At 61.8% G+C, this 15,229-nt stretch carries 13 protein-coding genes; 6 read left to right on the top strand and 7 right to left on the bottom strand.

The window, feature by feature from the left end; translation table 11 throughout:
* Positions 1-14: 14 nt before the first annotated feature.
* Genes AMK02_RS00440 through AMK02_RS00425 form a run of 4 tightly spaced genes read right to left on the bottom strand, consistent with a single transcriptional unit; the run spans position 15 to position 4,244 of the window.
* Positions 15-1,112 carry a Gfo/Idh/MocA family protein gene (locus AMK02_RS00440; RefSeq protein WP_189636989.1) on the bottom strand — a complete coding sequence of 366 codons (1,098 nt, stop codon included), beginning with the start codon at positions 1,110-1,112 and terminating at the stop codon, positions 15-17.
* A complete protein-coding gene (locus AMK02_RS00435) occupies positions 1,112-1,999 on the bottom strand; it encodes a carbohydrate ABC transporter permease (protein WP_088396864.1) in 888 nt (295 codons plus the stop codon). Before AMK02_RS00435 ends, AMK02_RS00440 begins: the two co-directional genes overlap by 1 nt.
* Positions 1,992-2,951 carry a carbohydrate ABC transporter permease gene (locus tag AMK02_RS00430; protein ID WP_064800191.1) on the bottom strand — a complete coding sequence of 320 codons (960 nt, stop codon included), beginning with the start codon at positions 2,949-2,951 and terminating at the stop codon, positions 1,992-1,994. Before AMK02_RS00430 ends, AMK02_RS00435 begins: the two co-directional genes overlap by 8 nt.
* A 6-nt stretch (positions 2,952-2,957) precedes the next feature.
* Positions 2,958-4,244 (bottom strand): ABC transporter substrate-binding protein, encoded by a 1,287-nt coding sequence (locus tag AMK02_RS00425; protein WP_064800190.1) that lies wholly within the window; start codon positions 4,242-4,244, stop codon positions 2,958-2,960.
* 263 nt (positions 4,245-4,507) lie between these two features.
* Between AMK02_RS00425 and AMK02_RS00420 the strand changes: the two genes are divergently transcribed.
* From AMK02_RS00420 to AMK02_RS00400, 5 genes are all read left to right on the top strand, one after another.
* The gene (locus AMK02_RS00420; RefSeq protein WP_064800189.1) at positions 4,508-5,185 is read left to right on the top strand and encodes a TetR/AcrR family transcriptional regulator; all 678 of its coding nucleotides are present in this window, start codon (positions 4,508-4,510) and stop codon (positions 5,183-5,185) included.
* A 131-nt stretch (positions 5,186-5,316) separates the two neighbouring features.
* A complete protein-coding gene (locus AMK02_RS00415) occupies positions 5,317-6,465 on the top strand; it encodes a Gfo/Idh/MocA family protein (RefSeq protein ID WP_064800188.1) in 1,149 nt (382 codons plus the stop codon).
* Positions 6,466-6,468: 3 nt separating this feature from the next.
* A complete protein-coding gene (locus AMK02_RS00410) occupies positions 6,469-7,632 on the top strand; it encodes a dihydrodipicolinate synthase family protein (RefSeq protein ID WP_064800187.1) in 1,164 nt (387 codons plus the stop codon).
* 29 nt (positions 7,633-7,661) lie between these two features.
* Positions 7,662-8,492 (top strand): sugar phosphate isomerase/epimerase family protein, encoded by an 831-nt coding sequence (locus tag AMK02_RS00405; RefSeq protein WP_064800186.1) that lies wholly within the window; start codon positions 7,662-7,664, stop codon positions 8,490-8,492.
* Between the two features lie 45 nt (positions 8,493-8,537).
* Positions 8,538-9,815: a Gfo/Idh/MocA family protein gene (locus AMK02_RS00400; RefSeq protein WP_064800185.1), complete on the top strand. Its 1,278-nt coding sequence runs from the start codon at positions 8,538-8,540 to the stop codon at positions 9,813-9,815.
* 18 nt (positions 9,816-9,833) lie between these two features.
* Here the strand turns inward: AMK02_RS00400 and AMK02_RS00395 are convergent, their stop codons facing one another.
* Genes AMK02_RS00395 through AMK02_RS00385 form a run of 3 tightly spaced genes read right to left on the bottom strand, consistent with a single transcriptional unit; the run spans position 9,834 to position 13,735 of the window.
* Positions 9,834-10,844, bottom strand: a complete 1,011-nt coding sequence (locus AMK02_RS00395; protein WP_064800184.1) for a hydroxyacid dehydrogenase — start codon at positions 10,842-10,844, stop codon at positions 9,834-9,836.
* Entirely contained in the window at positions 10,841-12,697 is a 1,857-nt protein-coding gene (locus AMK02_RS00390; RefSeq protein ID WP_064800183.1) for a DUF2264 domain-containing protein, read from the bottom strand. The genes AMK02_RS00395 and AMK02_RS00390 overlap by 4 nt, the downstream gene beginning before the upstream one ends.
* Positions 12,698-12,706: 9 nt before the next feature.
* The gene (locus AMK02_RS00385) at positions 12,707-13,735 is read right to left on the bottom strand and encodes a LacI family DNA-binding transcriptional regulator (RefSeq protein ID WP_064800182.1); all 1,029 of its coding nucleotides are present in this window, start codon (positions 13,733-13,735) and stop codon (positions 12,707-12,709) included.
* A 143-nt stretch (positions 13,736-13,878) separates the two neighbouring features.
* On the opposite strand from AMK02_RS00385, the gene AMK02_RS00380 reads away from it, so the two are divergent.
* On the top strand, positions 13,879-15,165 hold the full coding sequence (locus AMK02_RS00380; protein WP_064800181.1) for an ABC transporter substrate-binding protein: 1,287 nt from the start codon (positions 13,879-13,881) through the stop codon (positions 15,163-15,165).
* Positions 15,166-15,229: the final 64 nt, after the last annotated feature.

The following is a 15,229-nucleotide window of genomic DNA, read 5'->3' as shown; positions in this document are numbered from 1 at the left end:
CTCTCTTTTACAGGTTACTTGGTTCTTGCGCGCCAATCGGCGTATTTGGGACTGTCGGGACCGACCGGCAGCGGCACTTCGGCGCCGCTGTCGGAAGACTGGTAGATGGCGGTGACGAGTTCGAGCGCGCGGCGCGCATCCTTCGTGGTCACCGGCAGGGGTCCAGTGCCGCTGAGGAAGGCGTGGAACTGACTCATCTGGGTGGTGAAGCGCGGCGCAACGGGCTGCCAGTCGCCGACCACGCGATCGATCTTTTCCTGAACGTCGTCATTGGCGGCGATGATCTTCCAGGGATCCTTGCCCGGCGTATAGGGTTCGTGCGTGCTTTCGAAGGTGACGTTTTCGAAATGCAGTCTCAGCCGGCTGATCTGCTCCTGCGAACCGAGGGTGCAGGACAGCGAGACGAAGGCACCGCTTTCCATCAGCAGGCTGGCGGAGGCGCAATCCTCCACTTCGATATCGTTGACGCGGGTGGCGACGCGGCCGAAGACCCTTGCGGCCGGGCCCATCAGGTGCATCAGCATGTCGTGCAGATGCAGGGCATGGGTGACGAGCACACCGCCGAGTTCGGTCGCCCATTTGCCCCGCCAGGGCACGGCGTAATATTCGGGCTTGCGCAGCCAGAAGGTTTCGACGGAAGCCGTATAGGGCTTGCCGGCAATGCCGGCATCGATGATCCGTTTGGCCTTCTGGATGCCGTCGCCGTAGCGGTACTGGAAGATCGGCATCAGCACGCCTTTGGCGTTCTTTTCCGCTTCCATGATCGTATCGACCCCGGCAAGGGAGCCCGTCAGCGGCTTTTCGCAGACGACATGCTTGCCGGCACCGAGAGCGGCGACCACCTGCTCCAGATGAATGCCGGGAGGGGTGCAGATATCGATGATGTCGATCGTTTCGTCGGCCAGCAGCGCCTCGAAAGAGGTGGTGCGGCGTTCGATACCGAACTCGTCGCCGACGACCGCCAGGCGTTCTTCGTTCAGATCGCAGATCGCCGTCACCTTGAACTTGTCGGAATGCGGCAGATAGCCTTCGACGATATGCGAACGGCCGATGCCGCAGCCGACGATCGCGACGGTCTTGATGCTCATGTCACTCTTTTCCATTGCTGCCATCAGCGTTTCATGCCGGTCGTGGCGATGCCCTCGATCAGCAGGCGCTGGAAGAACAGGAAGAAGAAGAACACCGGCACCAGCGTCAGGGTCGACATGGCGAACAAGCCGCCCCAATCTGAGGCGCTGGTGGAATCCACGAAGGTGCGCAGACCGAGCTGGATCGTGTAGGTGTTCATGTCGTTCAGGTAGATCAGAGGTCCGAAGAAATCGTCCCAGGTCCAGATGAAAGAAAAAATGGCGGCCGTTGCCAGCACCGGTAGCGACAGCGGCAGCATGATCTTCCAATAGATCCGCCAGGCGCTGCAGCCGTCCATCATCGCCGCCTCGTCGAGTTCGCGCGGGATGCCGCGGAAGAACTGCACCATCAGAAAGATGAAGAAGGCGTCGCTAGCCAGGAACTTCGGCACGACGAGCGGCAGGATGGTGTTGACCCAGCCAAGATTGAGGAAGAGCACATATTGCGGGATCAGCGTCACGTGATAGGGGATCATCAGCGTGCCGAGCATGATCGCGAACCAGAAGTTCCGGCCGGCAAAACGCAGCCGCGCAAAGGCGAAGGCCGTCAGCGAGCAAGCGATGACATTGCCTGTCACGACCAGCAGCGAGATGACGAGCGAATTCCAGAAGAACCGGCCGAAGCTGACGTCGAGGCCGACCCACCCGCGGGCATAAGAGGAAAAATCGATCGACGACGGAATGAGCGAGGTCGACGAGAATATCTCGGTTTCCGGCCTGACCGATGCCGAAACCATCCACAACAGCGGATAGACCATGAGAAGCGAAGCGGCGATCAGCAGGGCGTGGACAATGAGCGACCCGGGCAGGCTGCGTTTGGTGATATCCGATGGCGGCCTGGCCGCAGTGACGGAAGCGGTCATCTCAGTCATCGTAGTGCACCCAATAACGCGAGCTTAGGAAGGAGAAGGCGGTGAAGATGGCGATGATCACCACCAGGATCCAGGCGAGCGCCGAAGCGTAGCCCATGCGGAAATTGCCGAAGGCTTCCTGATAGAGGTAGAGCGTATAGAACAGCGTCGAGTTGATCGGACCGCCGGTGCCGCCCGATATGATGAAGGCGGGCGTGAAGGCCTTGAAGGCTTCGATCGTCTGGACGACGGCGTTGAAGAAGATCACCGGCGTCAGCAGCGGCAGCGTGATCTTGTAGAACTGCCGGAATTTCGAGGCGCCGTCGAGGCTTGCCGCCTCATACATATCCTGCGGGATCTGGCGCAGGCCGGCGAGAAAGATGATCATCGGCGAACCGAACTGCCAGACGGACAGCGCCACCAGTGTATAGATCGAATAATTCGGATGCGAGATCCAGCTTGGCCCCTCGATGCCGATCTGGGCCAGTGCGGCGTTGACGAGGCCGTCGCTGGCGAAGAGCTGGCGCCAGAGAACGGCGATGGCAACGCTGCCGCCAAGCAGCGACGGCAGATAGAAGATGGCACGGTAGATGGGCAGACCGCGCAGGCCGCGGTTCAGTGCCATTGCGACCAGCAAGGCAAAGGTCAGTTTGAACGGCACCGAGAAGACGACATAGGTCAGGGTGACGTGCATTGCGGCGGAAAATTTCGGATCCGCCGTGGCGATGCGCACGTAATTCGCAACTCCCACCCACCGCGGCGACTGCAGCATGTCGAAGTCGGTGAAGGACAGGTAAAGCGAAATCAGGGCCGGCCCGAGCGTCAGCCCGAAAAAGCCGATGAGCCACGGAAGGAGGAAGAGATAGCCGGGAGCATTGGCATTCCAAAGACGCCGGAAGCGTCCTTCGGCCACGGCCCCCTGATATCTTTCCACTGATATGGCCCCTGCGGGCGTGCGCATCGCATTGCTCATACGGCATCAGCCTCGTGCGAGAATCTGCGTAATTTCGGTGACAAGCTGCTTGCCGCCGTCGGAGGGAGAGAGTTGTCCGAAACCGACCTGTTCGGCAATGTTGCGCAGCATCAACTCGCCTTCGCCGGCGCCTGCCGGCGGCGGCGGCGGCAATTTGCCGGCGAGATCGCCAAGGCCGCTGACATAGGCCAAGGCAACCTTGCCGTTGTCGTCGAGCTTCGCCGCGACGACCTCGCGCATGGCAGCCGATTCCGGAATGCCGCGCTCGACATCCAGGAGCAGCACAGCCTCGGGGTTCTTGACGAAGAAGTTGATGTAATCAACCGCCTGATCGATCGACTTCGACTGCGCCGAGACCGAGAAGAACATCGAAGGCTTGCGATAATGGCCGCCCTTCGAGTCCGGCTTGATGCGCATGTAGTTGGTGAGCGCCAGCTTGTCCTTGTTCATGGCCTGATAGGCGACGAACTGGTTGGAATGGGCAAAACCGGCGGCAGCCTTGCCGAGCGACACCGTGTTGGTTTCGATATCGTTCTTGTCGAGAGCTTGGATATCGGCAGGGACGCAGGCGCCGGCCGCACGGAACTTGGCCCACATATCGTACCATTCCGATGCGTCGTCCACACCGAAACCGATCTTGCCGTCGGCGGTATAGAGCGCCTTGCCGCGCTGGCGCAGCCAGTTTTCGAACAGCGGTTCACCGCCGCTGCCGTCGGCGAGGCCGAACATGCCCTTGCGCTTGCCCGCCTTCGTGATTTCCGCACCCATTCGGGCGAATTCATCCCAGGTGGTCGCCTGCGTCGGCAGATCGACGCCCGCCTCTTTGAAGGCCGTTGTATTCAGCACCGTTGCAGCCGAATTGGCGCCCAGGCTGACGCCATAGAGATGGCCGTCGACGCTGCCGCCTTCGATCTGCGCCTTGTCGAAATCGTCGAGATTGAGCTTGGCCGGCATATAGGATTCAAGCGGCGCGAGCGCGCCGCGCCGGGCGTATTGAACAATATAGCGATAGTCCATCTGAATGACGTCGGGCGCGTTGCGGCCGGCGACCTGGGTCGCCAGACGCGGCCAGTAATCGCCCCAGCCAAGGAATTCGCCGGTGATCGAGGTGCCCGGGTTCTTCGTCTGATAGAGCTGCGACACCTTGTTGGTGCGGTCGGCGCGCGGCTGCGAGCCCCACCACAGGAGACGCAAGCGCGTTTCCTGTGCCAAAGCGCTGGTTCCGAGCGCCGACAGCGACAGAAGTGCTGCGCTTCCTGCAACGAAATTACGTCTGCTAACACGTAGAGTCATTTTTTCCTCCTCCAAAGGGAAGCGCCTCCACACGCTTCCAATTTAGTTTTGCTTGCGCAAATAACTAATTGGTTACAAGCTACGAGCAAAGCGGCAAGCCTGTCAAGCGGTGTCGGTCAGAGCATGATGTCGAAAGCGTCAGCGGTTTTCGGCGACATCATGCTCTCAGCATTCCGTTCCAGCGGGCCGCCCTTCCAAATTCGGTTTTTACAATTTCGCACCGAAGGCTTATGAGCGCAACACGTGAAGACAGGGGTGGAGCGATGCACGACAGCGGGGGAAACAGAGAAAAGAAACCGGCCCGGCGACCGTCAACGGAGCGGACGGCGCAACGCGATCCGGAGCGGACACGCGCCGCCATCCTCGAGGCAGCAACCCGCGAATTCGCCGAAAACGGCATGGGCGGAGCCCGTGTCGACGCCATCGCCGAACGTGCCGGCACCAACAAACGCATGCTCTACCACTATTTCGGCGACAAGGAGCAGCTCTACCTCAAGGTGCTCGAAGAGGCCTATGTCGGCATCCGCACGGCGGAACGCGCGCTGCATATCGGCGACCGCAGCCCCGAGGAAGGCATCGGCGAACTGGCGCTCTTCACCTGGCGTTATTTCCTCCAGCATCCGGAATTCCTGAGCCTGCTCGGCACCGAAAACCTGCATCGTGCCCGATGGCTGCGTCAGTCCATCCGGCTCAAGGAACTGCATTCGCATCTGATCGGCGAGCTTTCCCAAGTGCTCGAGCGGGGCAAGAAGCAGGGCGTCTTCATCGAGACCGCCGATCCCCTGCATGTCTATCTGACGATCGCCTCGCTCGGCTATTTCTACCTTTCCAACCAGTATACGCTTTCGACGATCTTCGGCCGCGACCTGATCGAGCCGGCCAATCTCAGTGCCTGGGAAAGGCATATCGTCCACGTCACCCTCGCCTCGATCAAGCGCTGAATAGCGAAAGCAGGATTTGACTATTGACAGCCTCGCCGCTCTTCTGCCATCAAGTAACCGTTTAGTTACCGGCTTGGGAGGGCCGGGCCAGGACGCCCGCTCCCGCCATAAAAGATTGCAGGGAGGAAAACATGGCACGCTTGGGGATCATTTTGCACGGCGTCACCGGCCGCATGGGTTACAACCAGCACCTGGTTCGCTCTATCCTGGCCTTCCGCGACCAGGGTGGCATCACGCTGAAATCGGGCGAAAAACTCGAGATCGACCCGATCATCGTCGGCCGCAACGGCGCGAAGATGGAAGAGCTGGCGAAGAAGCATAACATCAAGCGCTGGTCGACCGATCTCGATGCCGCGCTCGCCAATCCCGACGACATGATCTTCTTCGATGCCGGCACGACGCTGATGCGCGCCGAGCTACTGTCCAAGGCGCTCGACGCCGGCAAGCACGTCTATTGCGAAAAGCCGATTTCCGACGATCTGCAGGTGGCGATCGATCTCGCCCGCAAGGCACGGCGTTCCGGCCTCAAGCACGGCGTCGTGCAGGACAAACTGTTCCTGCCCGGCCTGCGCAAGCTGGCGCTGCTGAGGGATTCCGGCTTCTTCGGCAAGATCCTCTCGGTGCGTGGCGAATTCGGCTACTGGGTCTTCGAGGGTGATTGGGGCGTGCCCGCCCAGCGCCCCTCCTGGAACTACCGTAAGGGTGACGGCGGCGGCATCATCCTCGATATGCTCTGCCACTGGCGCTATGTGCTCGACAATCTGTTCGGCGAGGTCAAGGCCGTCTCCTGCCTCGGCGCCACGCATATTCCGCGCCGCATCGACGAGCAGGGCAAACCCTATGATTGCGACGCAGACGATGCGGCCTATGCAACCTTCGAACTTGAAGGCGGCGTGATCGCGCAGGTCAATTCCTCCTGGGCGGTGCGCGTGCGCCGCGACGATCTCGTCACCTTCCAGGTCGACGGCACGCATGGTTCGGCCGTGGCCGGCCTGACGAAATGCTGGAGCCAGCACCGCGTCAACACGCCGAAGCCGGTGTGGAACCCCGACCAGCCGCAGACAATCGACTTCTACAAGACCTGGGACGAGGTTCCCGATACGCAGGCCTTCGACAACGGCTTCAAGGCGCAGTGGGAAATGTTCATCCGCCATGTCGTCGAAGATGCGCCGTGGCCCTACGGGCTGGAAGCCGGCGCCAAGGGTGTGCAGCTTGCCGAACTCGGGCTGAAATCCTGGGCCGAACGCCGCTGGCTCGACGTCCCCGCACTGGAGTTCTGAGCCGTGACAACGATCAATCTCCCCCTCGACGGCAAGATCGTTCCCTATACGCTGACCGGTACGCCGATCGAACTGAAGAAGCGCGACGCCAAAAGCTTTCCGCGCATCGCCTTTGCCGCCGCCCATGTCGTCGCCGACCCGCTCGCCGACAACGACCCCTGGCTGACGCCGGCGATCGACTGGGAGCGGACGCTCGCCTTCCGTCATCGGCTCTGGGATCTCGGCCTCGGGGTCGCCGAAGCCATGGATACGGCGCAGCGCGGCATGGGCCTCGGCTGGCCGGAAGCGCGCGACCTCATCCGCCGGGCGCTTGCCGAGGCGGCCGGCCGCAAGGACGCGCTGATCGCCTGCGGCGCCGGCACCGACCATTTGCCGCCCGGTCCCGATGTGACCGTCGATACGATCATCAAGGCCTATGAAGAGCAGATCGAAACGGTGGAGGCGGCCGGCGGCCGCATCATCCTGATGGCAAGTCGGGCGCTTGCCGTCGCGGCCAAGGGGCCGGACGACTATATCAGGGTCTATGACCGCATTCTTCGCCAGGTCAAGGAACCCGTCATCATCCACTGGCTCGGAGAAATGTTCGACCCGGCGCTTGAGGGATACTGGGGCAATGGCGACCACCTCAAGGCAATGGAAACCTGCCTTGGCGTGATCGAAGCCAATGCCTCAAAGGTCGACGGCATCAAGATCTCGCTGCTTTCCAAGGAGAAGGAAGTGACGATGCGCCGGCAACTGCCGAGATCCGTGCGCATGTATACCGGCGACGACTTCAACTATGCCGAACTGATCGCCGGCGACGAAGAGGGCCATTCCGATGCGCTGCTCGGCATTTTCGACGCCATCGCGCCGGCGGCTTCGGCAGCACTCGACGCGCTCGGCCGCAAGAGCAATCACGAATTCTTCGACCTGCTGGAGCCGACCGTGCCGCTGTCGCGCCACATCTTCAAGGCTCCGACCCGCTTCTACAAGACCGGCGTCGTCTTCCTCGCCTATCTCAACGGGTTGCAGGACCATTTCACCATGGTCGGCGGCCAGCAGAGCACCCGCTCGCTGACGCATCTGGCCGAACTCTTCCGGCTGGCCGACAAGGCGCGGGTTTTGGCCGATCCGGAACTCGCAACCGCGCGCATGAAACAGGTGCTTGCCGTCCACGGCGTCAACTGAAACACGACACCGCACGGGAGAAGAATGACATGAAGGTCGAAGGACTCTCGATCAACCTGGCGACGATCCGCGAGCAGTGCGGCTTCGCGGAAGCCGTCGATATCTGCTTAAAGCACGGCATTACCTCGATCGCGCCCTGGCGCGACCAGGTCGCCAAGGCCGGTCTCGACAAGGCGGTGCGGATCGTCAAGTCGAACGGCATCAAGCTGACCGGCCTTTGCCGCGGCGGTTTCTTTCCGGCGGCAACCGAGGCCGACTGGCAGAAAAACCTCGACGACAACCGACGCGCGATCGACGAGGCGGCGGCCTTTTCCGCCGACTGCCTCGTGCTCGTCGTCGGCGGCCTGCCGGGCGCTTCGAAGGATATCGTCGCCGCCCGTCAGATGGTCTTCGATGGCATTGCCGCGGTGCTGCCGCATGCGCAGGCATCAGGCGTGAAACTTGCGATCGAGCCGCTGCATCCGATGTATGCGGCCGACCGAGCCTGCGTGAACACGCTCGGCCAGGCGCTCGACATGTGCGAGCCGCTCGGCGAGGATGTCGGCGTCGCGATCGACGTCTACCATGTCTGGTGGGATCCCGATCTTGCCAACCAGATTGCTCGCGCCGGACGCATGAACCGTATCTTCGCCCATCACATCTGCGACTGGCTGGCGCCGACGAAGGACATGCTGCTCGACCGCGGCATGATGGGCGATGGCGTCATCGACCTCAAGGGCATAAGACGGATGATCGAAGCCGCCGGATTCTTCGGCGCGCAGGAAGTGGAGATCTTTTCGGCCGAAAACTGGTGGAAGCGTCCGGCCGATGAGGTGATCGCCACTTGCGTCGAGCGCTTCCGGAACTGCTGCCAGATCTGATTTCAAATCCAATTGTTTCATCACGTATGAAAGAGGAGTCATTCGATGGAGAAACGCCGTTTTGCCCTGATCGGCACCGGTAACCGCGGCACCACCATGTGGGGCAAGGACCTGCTTGCCGGCTGGCGCGAACATGTCGATCTCACAGCCATCGTCGAAAAGAACTCGCTTCGCGGCGAGCGCGCCCGCAACATGATCGGCAGCAATGCGCCGCTCTATGACAACATCGATTCCATGCTTGCCGAGCAGAGGCCGGATCTCGCCATCGTCTGCACGCCTGACCATACACATGACGATATCATCGTGCGGGCACTGGAATCCGGCATCGACGTCATCACCGAGAAGCCGATGACCACCTCGATCGAGAAAATTCGCCGGATTCTCGATGCCGAAAAGCGCACCGGCCGCCGGGTCGACGTCTCCTTCAACTACCGCTATGCGCCGACGGCCGCCAAGATCAAGGAACTGCTGAATGCCGGCGAGATCGGCCGGGTCACCTCGGTCGATTTTCACTGGTATCTCAACACCAAGCACGGCGCCGACTATTTCCGCCGCTGGCATGCCTATACGGAAAATTCCGGCAGCCTGTTCGTCCACAAGGCCACCCACCATTTCGATCTGCTGAACTGGTATCTCGACAGCGATCCGGAGTCTGTCACCTCTTTTGCCGACCTGCAGAACTACGGCCGCAAGGGCCCGTTTCGCGGGCCTCGCTGCAAGCTCTGTCCGCACGCGCATGAATGCGACTATTATCTCGATATCGAAAAGGATCCGTTCCTCGATTCACTTTACGAGGATCCTTCTGAGATCGACGGCTATTTCCGGGACGGCTGCGTCTTCCGCGAAGATATCGACATCCCCGACACGATGGTCGTGTCCATCCGCTACCGCAACAACGTCCACGTCTCCTATTCGCTGAACACCTTCCAGCCGATCGAGGGCCATCACCTGGCCTTCAACGGAACGAAAGGCCGCATCGAAATCCGCCAGTATGAGGCGCAGCCCTGGGAAGAGCCGAAGCAGGATACGATCCTGCTCATTCGCAATTTCCCGAATGGGAAGGAGGCGGTGGAGCGCATCGTCGTTCCGCATTTCACTGGCGGCCATTACGGCGGCGACGACCGGATGCGCAATATGATCTTCAAGCCCGACATGGAAGACAGGCTCGGCCAGCGCGCCGGCACACGGGCGGGCGCCATGTCCGTGCTCTGCGGCATCGCCGCGCTGACGAGCTCGCGCACCGGCAAGGTGGTCGACATCGCCGAGCTGATGCCCGAGCTCGCCAATGACGGCTCGCCCAATTCGTTGAGGACGTCGCGCTGACGCACGCCATTGGTTGCGTCAGGCGATATTTTCGAGATCCTGGCGGCGGATCTGGTAGAGCAACGGCCGGCCGGTCGTAAAACGCTCGACCTCATCCGTCGCCATCGCGCCGAGACGCGCCCGTTCCAGGCCGATGGCGCCGGCGATGTGCGGTGTCAGGAAAACATTCGGCAGATCGTAGAAGAGCGAGCCCGCCTCCGGAATTTCCGGATCGGTGACGTCGATGACCGCATCGATGCGGCCGGTCTTCAGCTCCGAAAGCAACGCGGCCTCATCGATGAGGATGCCGCGCGCGGTGTTGATGAGCGTTGCCCCGTCCTTCATCAGCGACAGTCTTCGCGCATCGATCATATGCTGCGTCGACGGCAGTGACGGCGCGTGCAGGGAAACGATATCCGCGCGCCGCATCAAATCGTCGAGATCGACCTTTTCCGCTCCGAGACCGGCTGCTTCGGCGGCATCGAGCATGGGATCGAACAGCAGCAGCCTGTAGTCGAAGGGTTTCAGGAGTTCGATCACCCGTCGGCCGATGCGCGAGGCGCCGACGATGCCGAGGGTTCGTCCATAATTGCCGATCGCTTCCCGCTGCATCGGATAGGTCCGATCGCGGTTGCGGTCGCCGACGTAGAGGTCGCGGAAACGGAAGGCACGTTTGCCGGCGAAAATAATCGCGGCAAGCGTGAACTCGGCAACGGGCACGGCATTGGCCTCGGCCGCGTGGCTGACCGCTATGCCGGCTTCGAAGATGGCGTCATCGATGATACCCTTCACCGTGCCCGCCGCATGGACGATGAGGCGAAGTCGCGGCGCGGCAGCCGGAATCTCAGGCCCGACATAGGGCGCACCCCAGCCGGTAATCAGGATCTCCGCTTCTGAAAGCAGGCGCCTTGCCCGCGCGTCGTCGAGGCGCTGCAGCGGCTCGGGATCGAGAAGGCGGCCGATGGCATCGAGCCGGCGCAGGATCTCATCGGGCAGGACATGTTCCGTGCGCGACGGCTCCATGGCAAGGACGATGGCCGGACGGCTCATGGCATCTGACCCGGCGCTTCGATGGCGCTGACGGTCACGCCCTTTTCCCGCACCAGGGCCTCCAGCGCCGCAATATCAGGCGCTTTCGGCGGCCGTGTCCAGGCTGACGAAACAGCGGCGGGATCGGCGAGCGCCAGCACCGCCGTCACCAGAATGGTCTCGCCGGCCGGAATCTGCCCGCGCAGTTGCGGCACGATGGTCTTGGCGACGATCACATTGGTGTTCGGCTGGGCCTTTTGGGCAAGTCCGACACGTTTGATCGAAGAGCCGAGGTCGAGAATGCCGGTGAAATCGGCTTCGCCGATCGCATAGGCCGCCCCCTCCGAGGCCGACAGCCGATCCTGCTCGAAGTCGCGGCGGCCGATGGCAAAGCCGCCTTCGGCAATCCGCAGCGGCCGGCCCGACCTGATCCGGTGGAGGCGGATATGCCAGGGGGCGGCGGGCACGAGCCAAGTTTCGACTTCGGCATTGGGGAAGGGCGACCATTTCGAATGAAGCACATCACCCGCGAGCCGGGCCTCCTCATTCGTTTCACGCACGCGGTAGTGCAGGCCGTCATCGCTGAAGGCCAGCATGGAATCGAAGGCGGCAAGCGCAAAGCCGCGTTCGTCGGACTCGACGCTGAAGCCGTACCGCGTGGAATAGGCGAATTTTGCGTATTTCTCGGTGCCGAAACGCATCTGCAGGTTTTCCTGGCCGGAAGAAAGAGCCACGACATCGCGGCCCGCCTGCATGAGAACCACGCCGGGATGGCGCTGGGGAACGACCTCAGGCGCCTGCTCCGGCGCCTTCTCGCAGGCGCTCCAGAAGGGATGGTTCTCCGCGATCGCCAGCGGCAGGAAGGCCTTCAAGGCCCAATAGGGCGAGCCGGCGGAATTGTAGCTCTCCGACATCAGCAGGTTCGGGTAGCCGAAACCAATCGAGAGAACGCCGTCGCGGTCGGCAATCGGCTTGTCCCTCCACCAGCGCAGATGCTGCAAGCAGAGATGCTTGACCTCGCCCCAAGGCAAAGCCTCGACATCGGCAAAGGCGAGCGCCGACCAGAAGCCGGCGCAGGCAAAGCGATAGGTCAGGCTGCGGCCGAAGGGGATCGTCGCGCCGTCGGCGGCAAACCAGTGGCGGAAATCCCGGGCGAAGAGGATGGCGCGCTCGCGATAGCGCTTCGCATAATCGTCATCGACGAGCTTCGAATAGATCAGCCCATAGAAATGCATGGCAAAAGGAATGTAGTGGTCGATACGACGCACGTTTCCGTCGCGATACCAGCCGTCACCGATATAGAAACCTTCGAGCTCCTGCAGATATTGCCGCGTCAGGCTGCGGTCGAAATCGACGCCGAGACGATCGAGGGCGATATCGACGAAGATGCGGAAAAATTTCCAGTTGTTATCGGCATAGTCGAACTCTCTGGCATGTTTGAGATAGGCGACGACATTGCTGCGGGCGCGCGCATCGAGCGGCCCCCAGATCTTTTCCGGCACCAGCGCCAGGGCAAAGCCGAGGGCAGCAAGCTCGACCATCCGCTGATCCCGGCCATTGACTGTTCCCCAATATTCGGGATGGGCGGGGTCGGTGCCGTTTGCGAGACCTTCGGCAAATCGATGCCAATGGGCGAAGTCGCCACCCCCGGCGCCAAAAGGCGCCAATCCCCAGAGCGGGCGGGCAAAACCCTCGAGATCGGCCGCCGCCCGATCGAAATGGGCGGCTGCGCCACTGAGCCTGACTCGAGCATTGCCCTGCGAAAAACAGGGAAGTAGCGGATCGAAGAGAGCGAGCAGAGCGCGGCTCATATCGGCGCGGGTTTCCAGCGGATTGCCGGCAAGCGGATTGGCGCTGGCAGGATCATAGGTCATCGGCACCTCTTACGGGTTCTCGGCATTGGCAACGGTCCCCCCCGGAACGGGAACGACCGCCTGGCAGATGTGGCGCGCAGCCGCTGTTCGGTTGCGGAACCGGGTCAGCATCAGCGACACGGCCTCGCGCCCGAGAGCGGCACGGTCGACGCGCATGGTGGAAAGCCGCGGATTGGTCATCAATGCGCAGGGCAGATCATCAAAACCGATAATCGCGAAATCCTCGGGCACCCGCAGGCCGGCCTCGGTGACCGCCTCCAAAACGCCGACGGCAATGAAATCATTCATGCAGAACGCCGCGGTGAAGCCGGCATTCTCGGCAAGGATTGCCGCGGTGCGTTCGTGGGCCTCGCGGCTTGCGCTGCCCTGGAGCGCCAGCGAAACGAATCGTCCTTCGGCGCCGGGGACGGCGGCGATCGCCGCCTCGAAGCCACGAATGCGCTCGCGAATCGTATGGCGGTGAGAGCCGCTCACATGCAGGATACGGCGATGGCCGGCCCGGGTCAGCCGGCTGGCCGCCTCATAGGCACCGAAGAAATTAGCCGGCGAAACACCGTCGAACTGCATCCTGGGATCGGTGCCGTTGACAAGCACGGTCGGTGTCGTGGTGGCCTGCAGCCAGTCGCGCAAGCTTTCGATGGGGTCGATGCCGACGAGAAAAAGACCCGCAGCCCCCGCGGCCTGCATATAGTCGCGCACGGCAGCCGGCGTGATCCGATCCTCGCGGACCAGCCGAATTTCGAAAGGCATGCCCGCTTCGGCGGCTCCGGTGCGCAAGCCGTCGACGATCGCTTCATAGAAGACGCTGAGCCCGCCGGTGACGCCGTCGCTAGCAATCAGCGCCAGCCCGCCGGCAATGGCTTCGGCAGCAGGCTTGACGGGATAACCGTGTTCGCCGGCCACCTTCAATATCTGCCGCCGGACGGTCTCGCTGATCCCCGGTTCGTTGGCGAGCACGCGCGACACCGTCGAGACGGAGACGCCCGCTAATGTGGCTATGTCGGCCTGTCGCAGCCGTCTGACTTTTTCATCGCTCATAGGCAAACTTTATGCAAATCACGCAAATTTGCAATACAAACGTTATTTCTTGCAATAAATTCTTTTTTGCGTAACCTGTCTCGCGAAAATCCGACAACGCCATGGAGGATGGCAGCGGACAAATTGGGACAAGGGAGGATATCATGCAGGTCAATCGCCGTTCATTTCTGATGGGTTCAGCCGGTGTAGCCGCCGGCCTTGCCTTTGGCGCCGGAGGCGCCATCCCGGCCTTTGCCGAAGACACGCAGCTGCGAGCCATGTGGTGGGGGTCGAACGACCGCGCCAAGCGGACGCTCGATGTCGCCAAACTCTACCAGTCGAAAACACCCGGTGTCACGATCGTCGGTGAATCGCTTTCGGGCGACGGCTACTGGACGAAGCTCGCCACGCAGATGGCCGGCCGCTCGATCGCTGACGTCTTTCAGCTCGAGCCGGGAACGATCTCCGATTATTCCAAGCGCGGCGCCTGCATGCCGCTCGACGAATTCGTCCCCTCGACCTTGAAGGTCCAGTCCTTCGGCGCCGACGTTCTGAAACTGACCACCATCGACGGGAAACTCTATGGTGTCGGCCTCGGCCTCAACTCTTTCTCAATGTTCTTCGACACGGTGGAATTCGAAAAGGCAGGCATTCCGGTGCCAACACCCGACCTGACATGGGATGAATATGCCAAACTCGCGGTGGAACTCTCCAAGTCCTCGGGCAAGGCAGGCGGCCCCTACGCGGCACGCTACGCCTATGTGTTCGACGCCTGGCTGCGCCAGCGGGGCAAAAGCCTCTTTGCCAAGGAAACGGTGGGGCTCGGTTTCACGGCCGACGATGCCACGGAGTGGTTCGACTACTGGGAGAAGCTGCGCAAGGCGGGAGGCACGGTTGCTGCCGACGTCCAGACGCTCGATCAAAACACCATTGACACCAACGCCCTCGGTCTCGGCAAATCGGTGATCGGCATGGCCTATTCCAACCAGATGATCGGTTATCAGCTGATCATCAAGAACAAAATCGGCATCACCATGCTGCCGCGGGAAAAGAAGGGCGGGCCGTCCGGCCACTATTACCGCCCTGCGCTGATCTGGAGCGTCGGCGCCACGACGAAGAACGGCGAAGCGGCCGCGAAATTCATCGACTTCTTCGTCAACGACATCGAAGCCGGCAAGATTCTCGGCGTCGAGCGTGGCGTGCCGATGTCACCGGCCGTGCGTGAGGCCATTCTGCCGCAGCTGAACCCGACGGAGCAGGAGACGGTCAAATACGTCAACATGCTCAAGGATCAGGTCGGCGAATATCCGCCGCCGGTGCCGATGGGTGCAACCCAATTCGACCAGCGCGTGCTGCGCCCGATCTGCGACGAACTCGCCTTCGAACGGACCTCGCCCGCCGATGCGGCGACCCGGCTCGTCGAAGAGGGTAAGGCAACGCTCAAGGGATGATCGCTTGCCTTATATGAGAGGAGAGGGCCGCAAAACCCCGGCGGGCCTCTCCCTCGTTAAGCAA

Source organism: Rhizobium sp. N731, from assembly GCF_001664145.1.
Classification (GTDB): Bacteria; Pseudomonadota; Alphaproteobacteria; order Rhizobiales; family Rhizobiaceae; genus Rhizobium; species Rhizobium esperanzae.
The sequence above is the reverse complement of the archived record's forward strand: the minus strand, read 5'-3'. Positions and strand labels throughout refer to the sequence as shown.

Bases quoted from the DNA above. Each gene is read 5' to 3' on its own strand.
- AMK02_RS00415 (WP_064800188.1), top strand. From the start codon at position 5,317: ATGGCACGCTTGGGGATCATTTTGCACGGCGTCACCGGCCGCATGGGT.
- AMK02_RS00400 (WP_064800185.1), top strand. From the start codon at position 8,538: ATGGAGAAACGCCGTTTTGCCCTGATCGGCACCGGTAACCGCGGCACC.
- AMK02_RS00395 (WP_064800184.1), bottom strand. From the start codon at position 10,844: ATGAGCCGTCCGGCCATCGTCCTTGCCATGGAGCCGTCGCGCACGGAA.
- AMK02_RS00425 (WP_064800190.1), bottom strand. From the start codon at position 4,244: ATGACTCTACGTGTTAGCAGACGTAATTTCGTTGCAGGAAGCGCAGCA.
- AMK02_RS00390 (WP_064800183.1), bottom strand. From the start codon at position 12,697: ATGACCTATGATCCTGCCAGCGCCAATCCGCTTGCCGGCAATCCGCTG.
- AMK02_RS00380 (WP_064800181.1), top strand. From the start codon at position 13,879: ATGCAGGTCAATCGCCGTTCATTTCTGATGGGTTCAGCCGGTGTAGCC.
- AMK02_RS00385 (WP_064800182.1), bottom strand. From the start codon at position 13,735: ATGAGCGATGAAAAAGTCAGACGGCTGCGACAGGCCGACATAGCCACA.
- AMK02_RS00435 (WP_088396864.1), bottom strand. From the start codon at position 1,999: ATGACTGAGATGACCGCTTCCGTCACTGCGGCCAGGCCGCCATCGGAT.
- AMK02_RS00440 (WP_189636989.1), bottom strand. From the start codon at position 1,112: ATGGCAGCAATGGAAAAGAGTGACATGAGCATCAAGACCGTCGCGATC.
- AMK02_RS00420 (WP_064800189.1), top strand. From the start codon at position 4,508: ATGCACGACAGCGGGGGAAACAGAGAAAAGAAACCGGCCCGGCGACCG.
- AMK02_RS00405 (WP_064800186.1), top strand. From the start codon at position 7,662: ATGAAGGTCGAAGGACTCTCGATCAACCTGGCGACGATCCGCGAGCAG.
- AMK02_RS00430 (WP_064800191.1), bottom strand. From the start codon at position 2,951: ATGAGCAATGCGATGCGCACGCCCGCAGGGGCCATATCAGTGGAAAGA.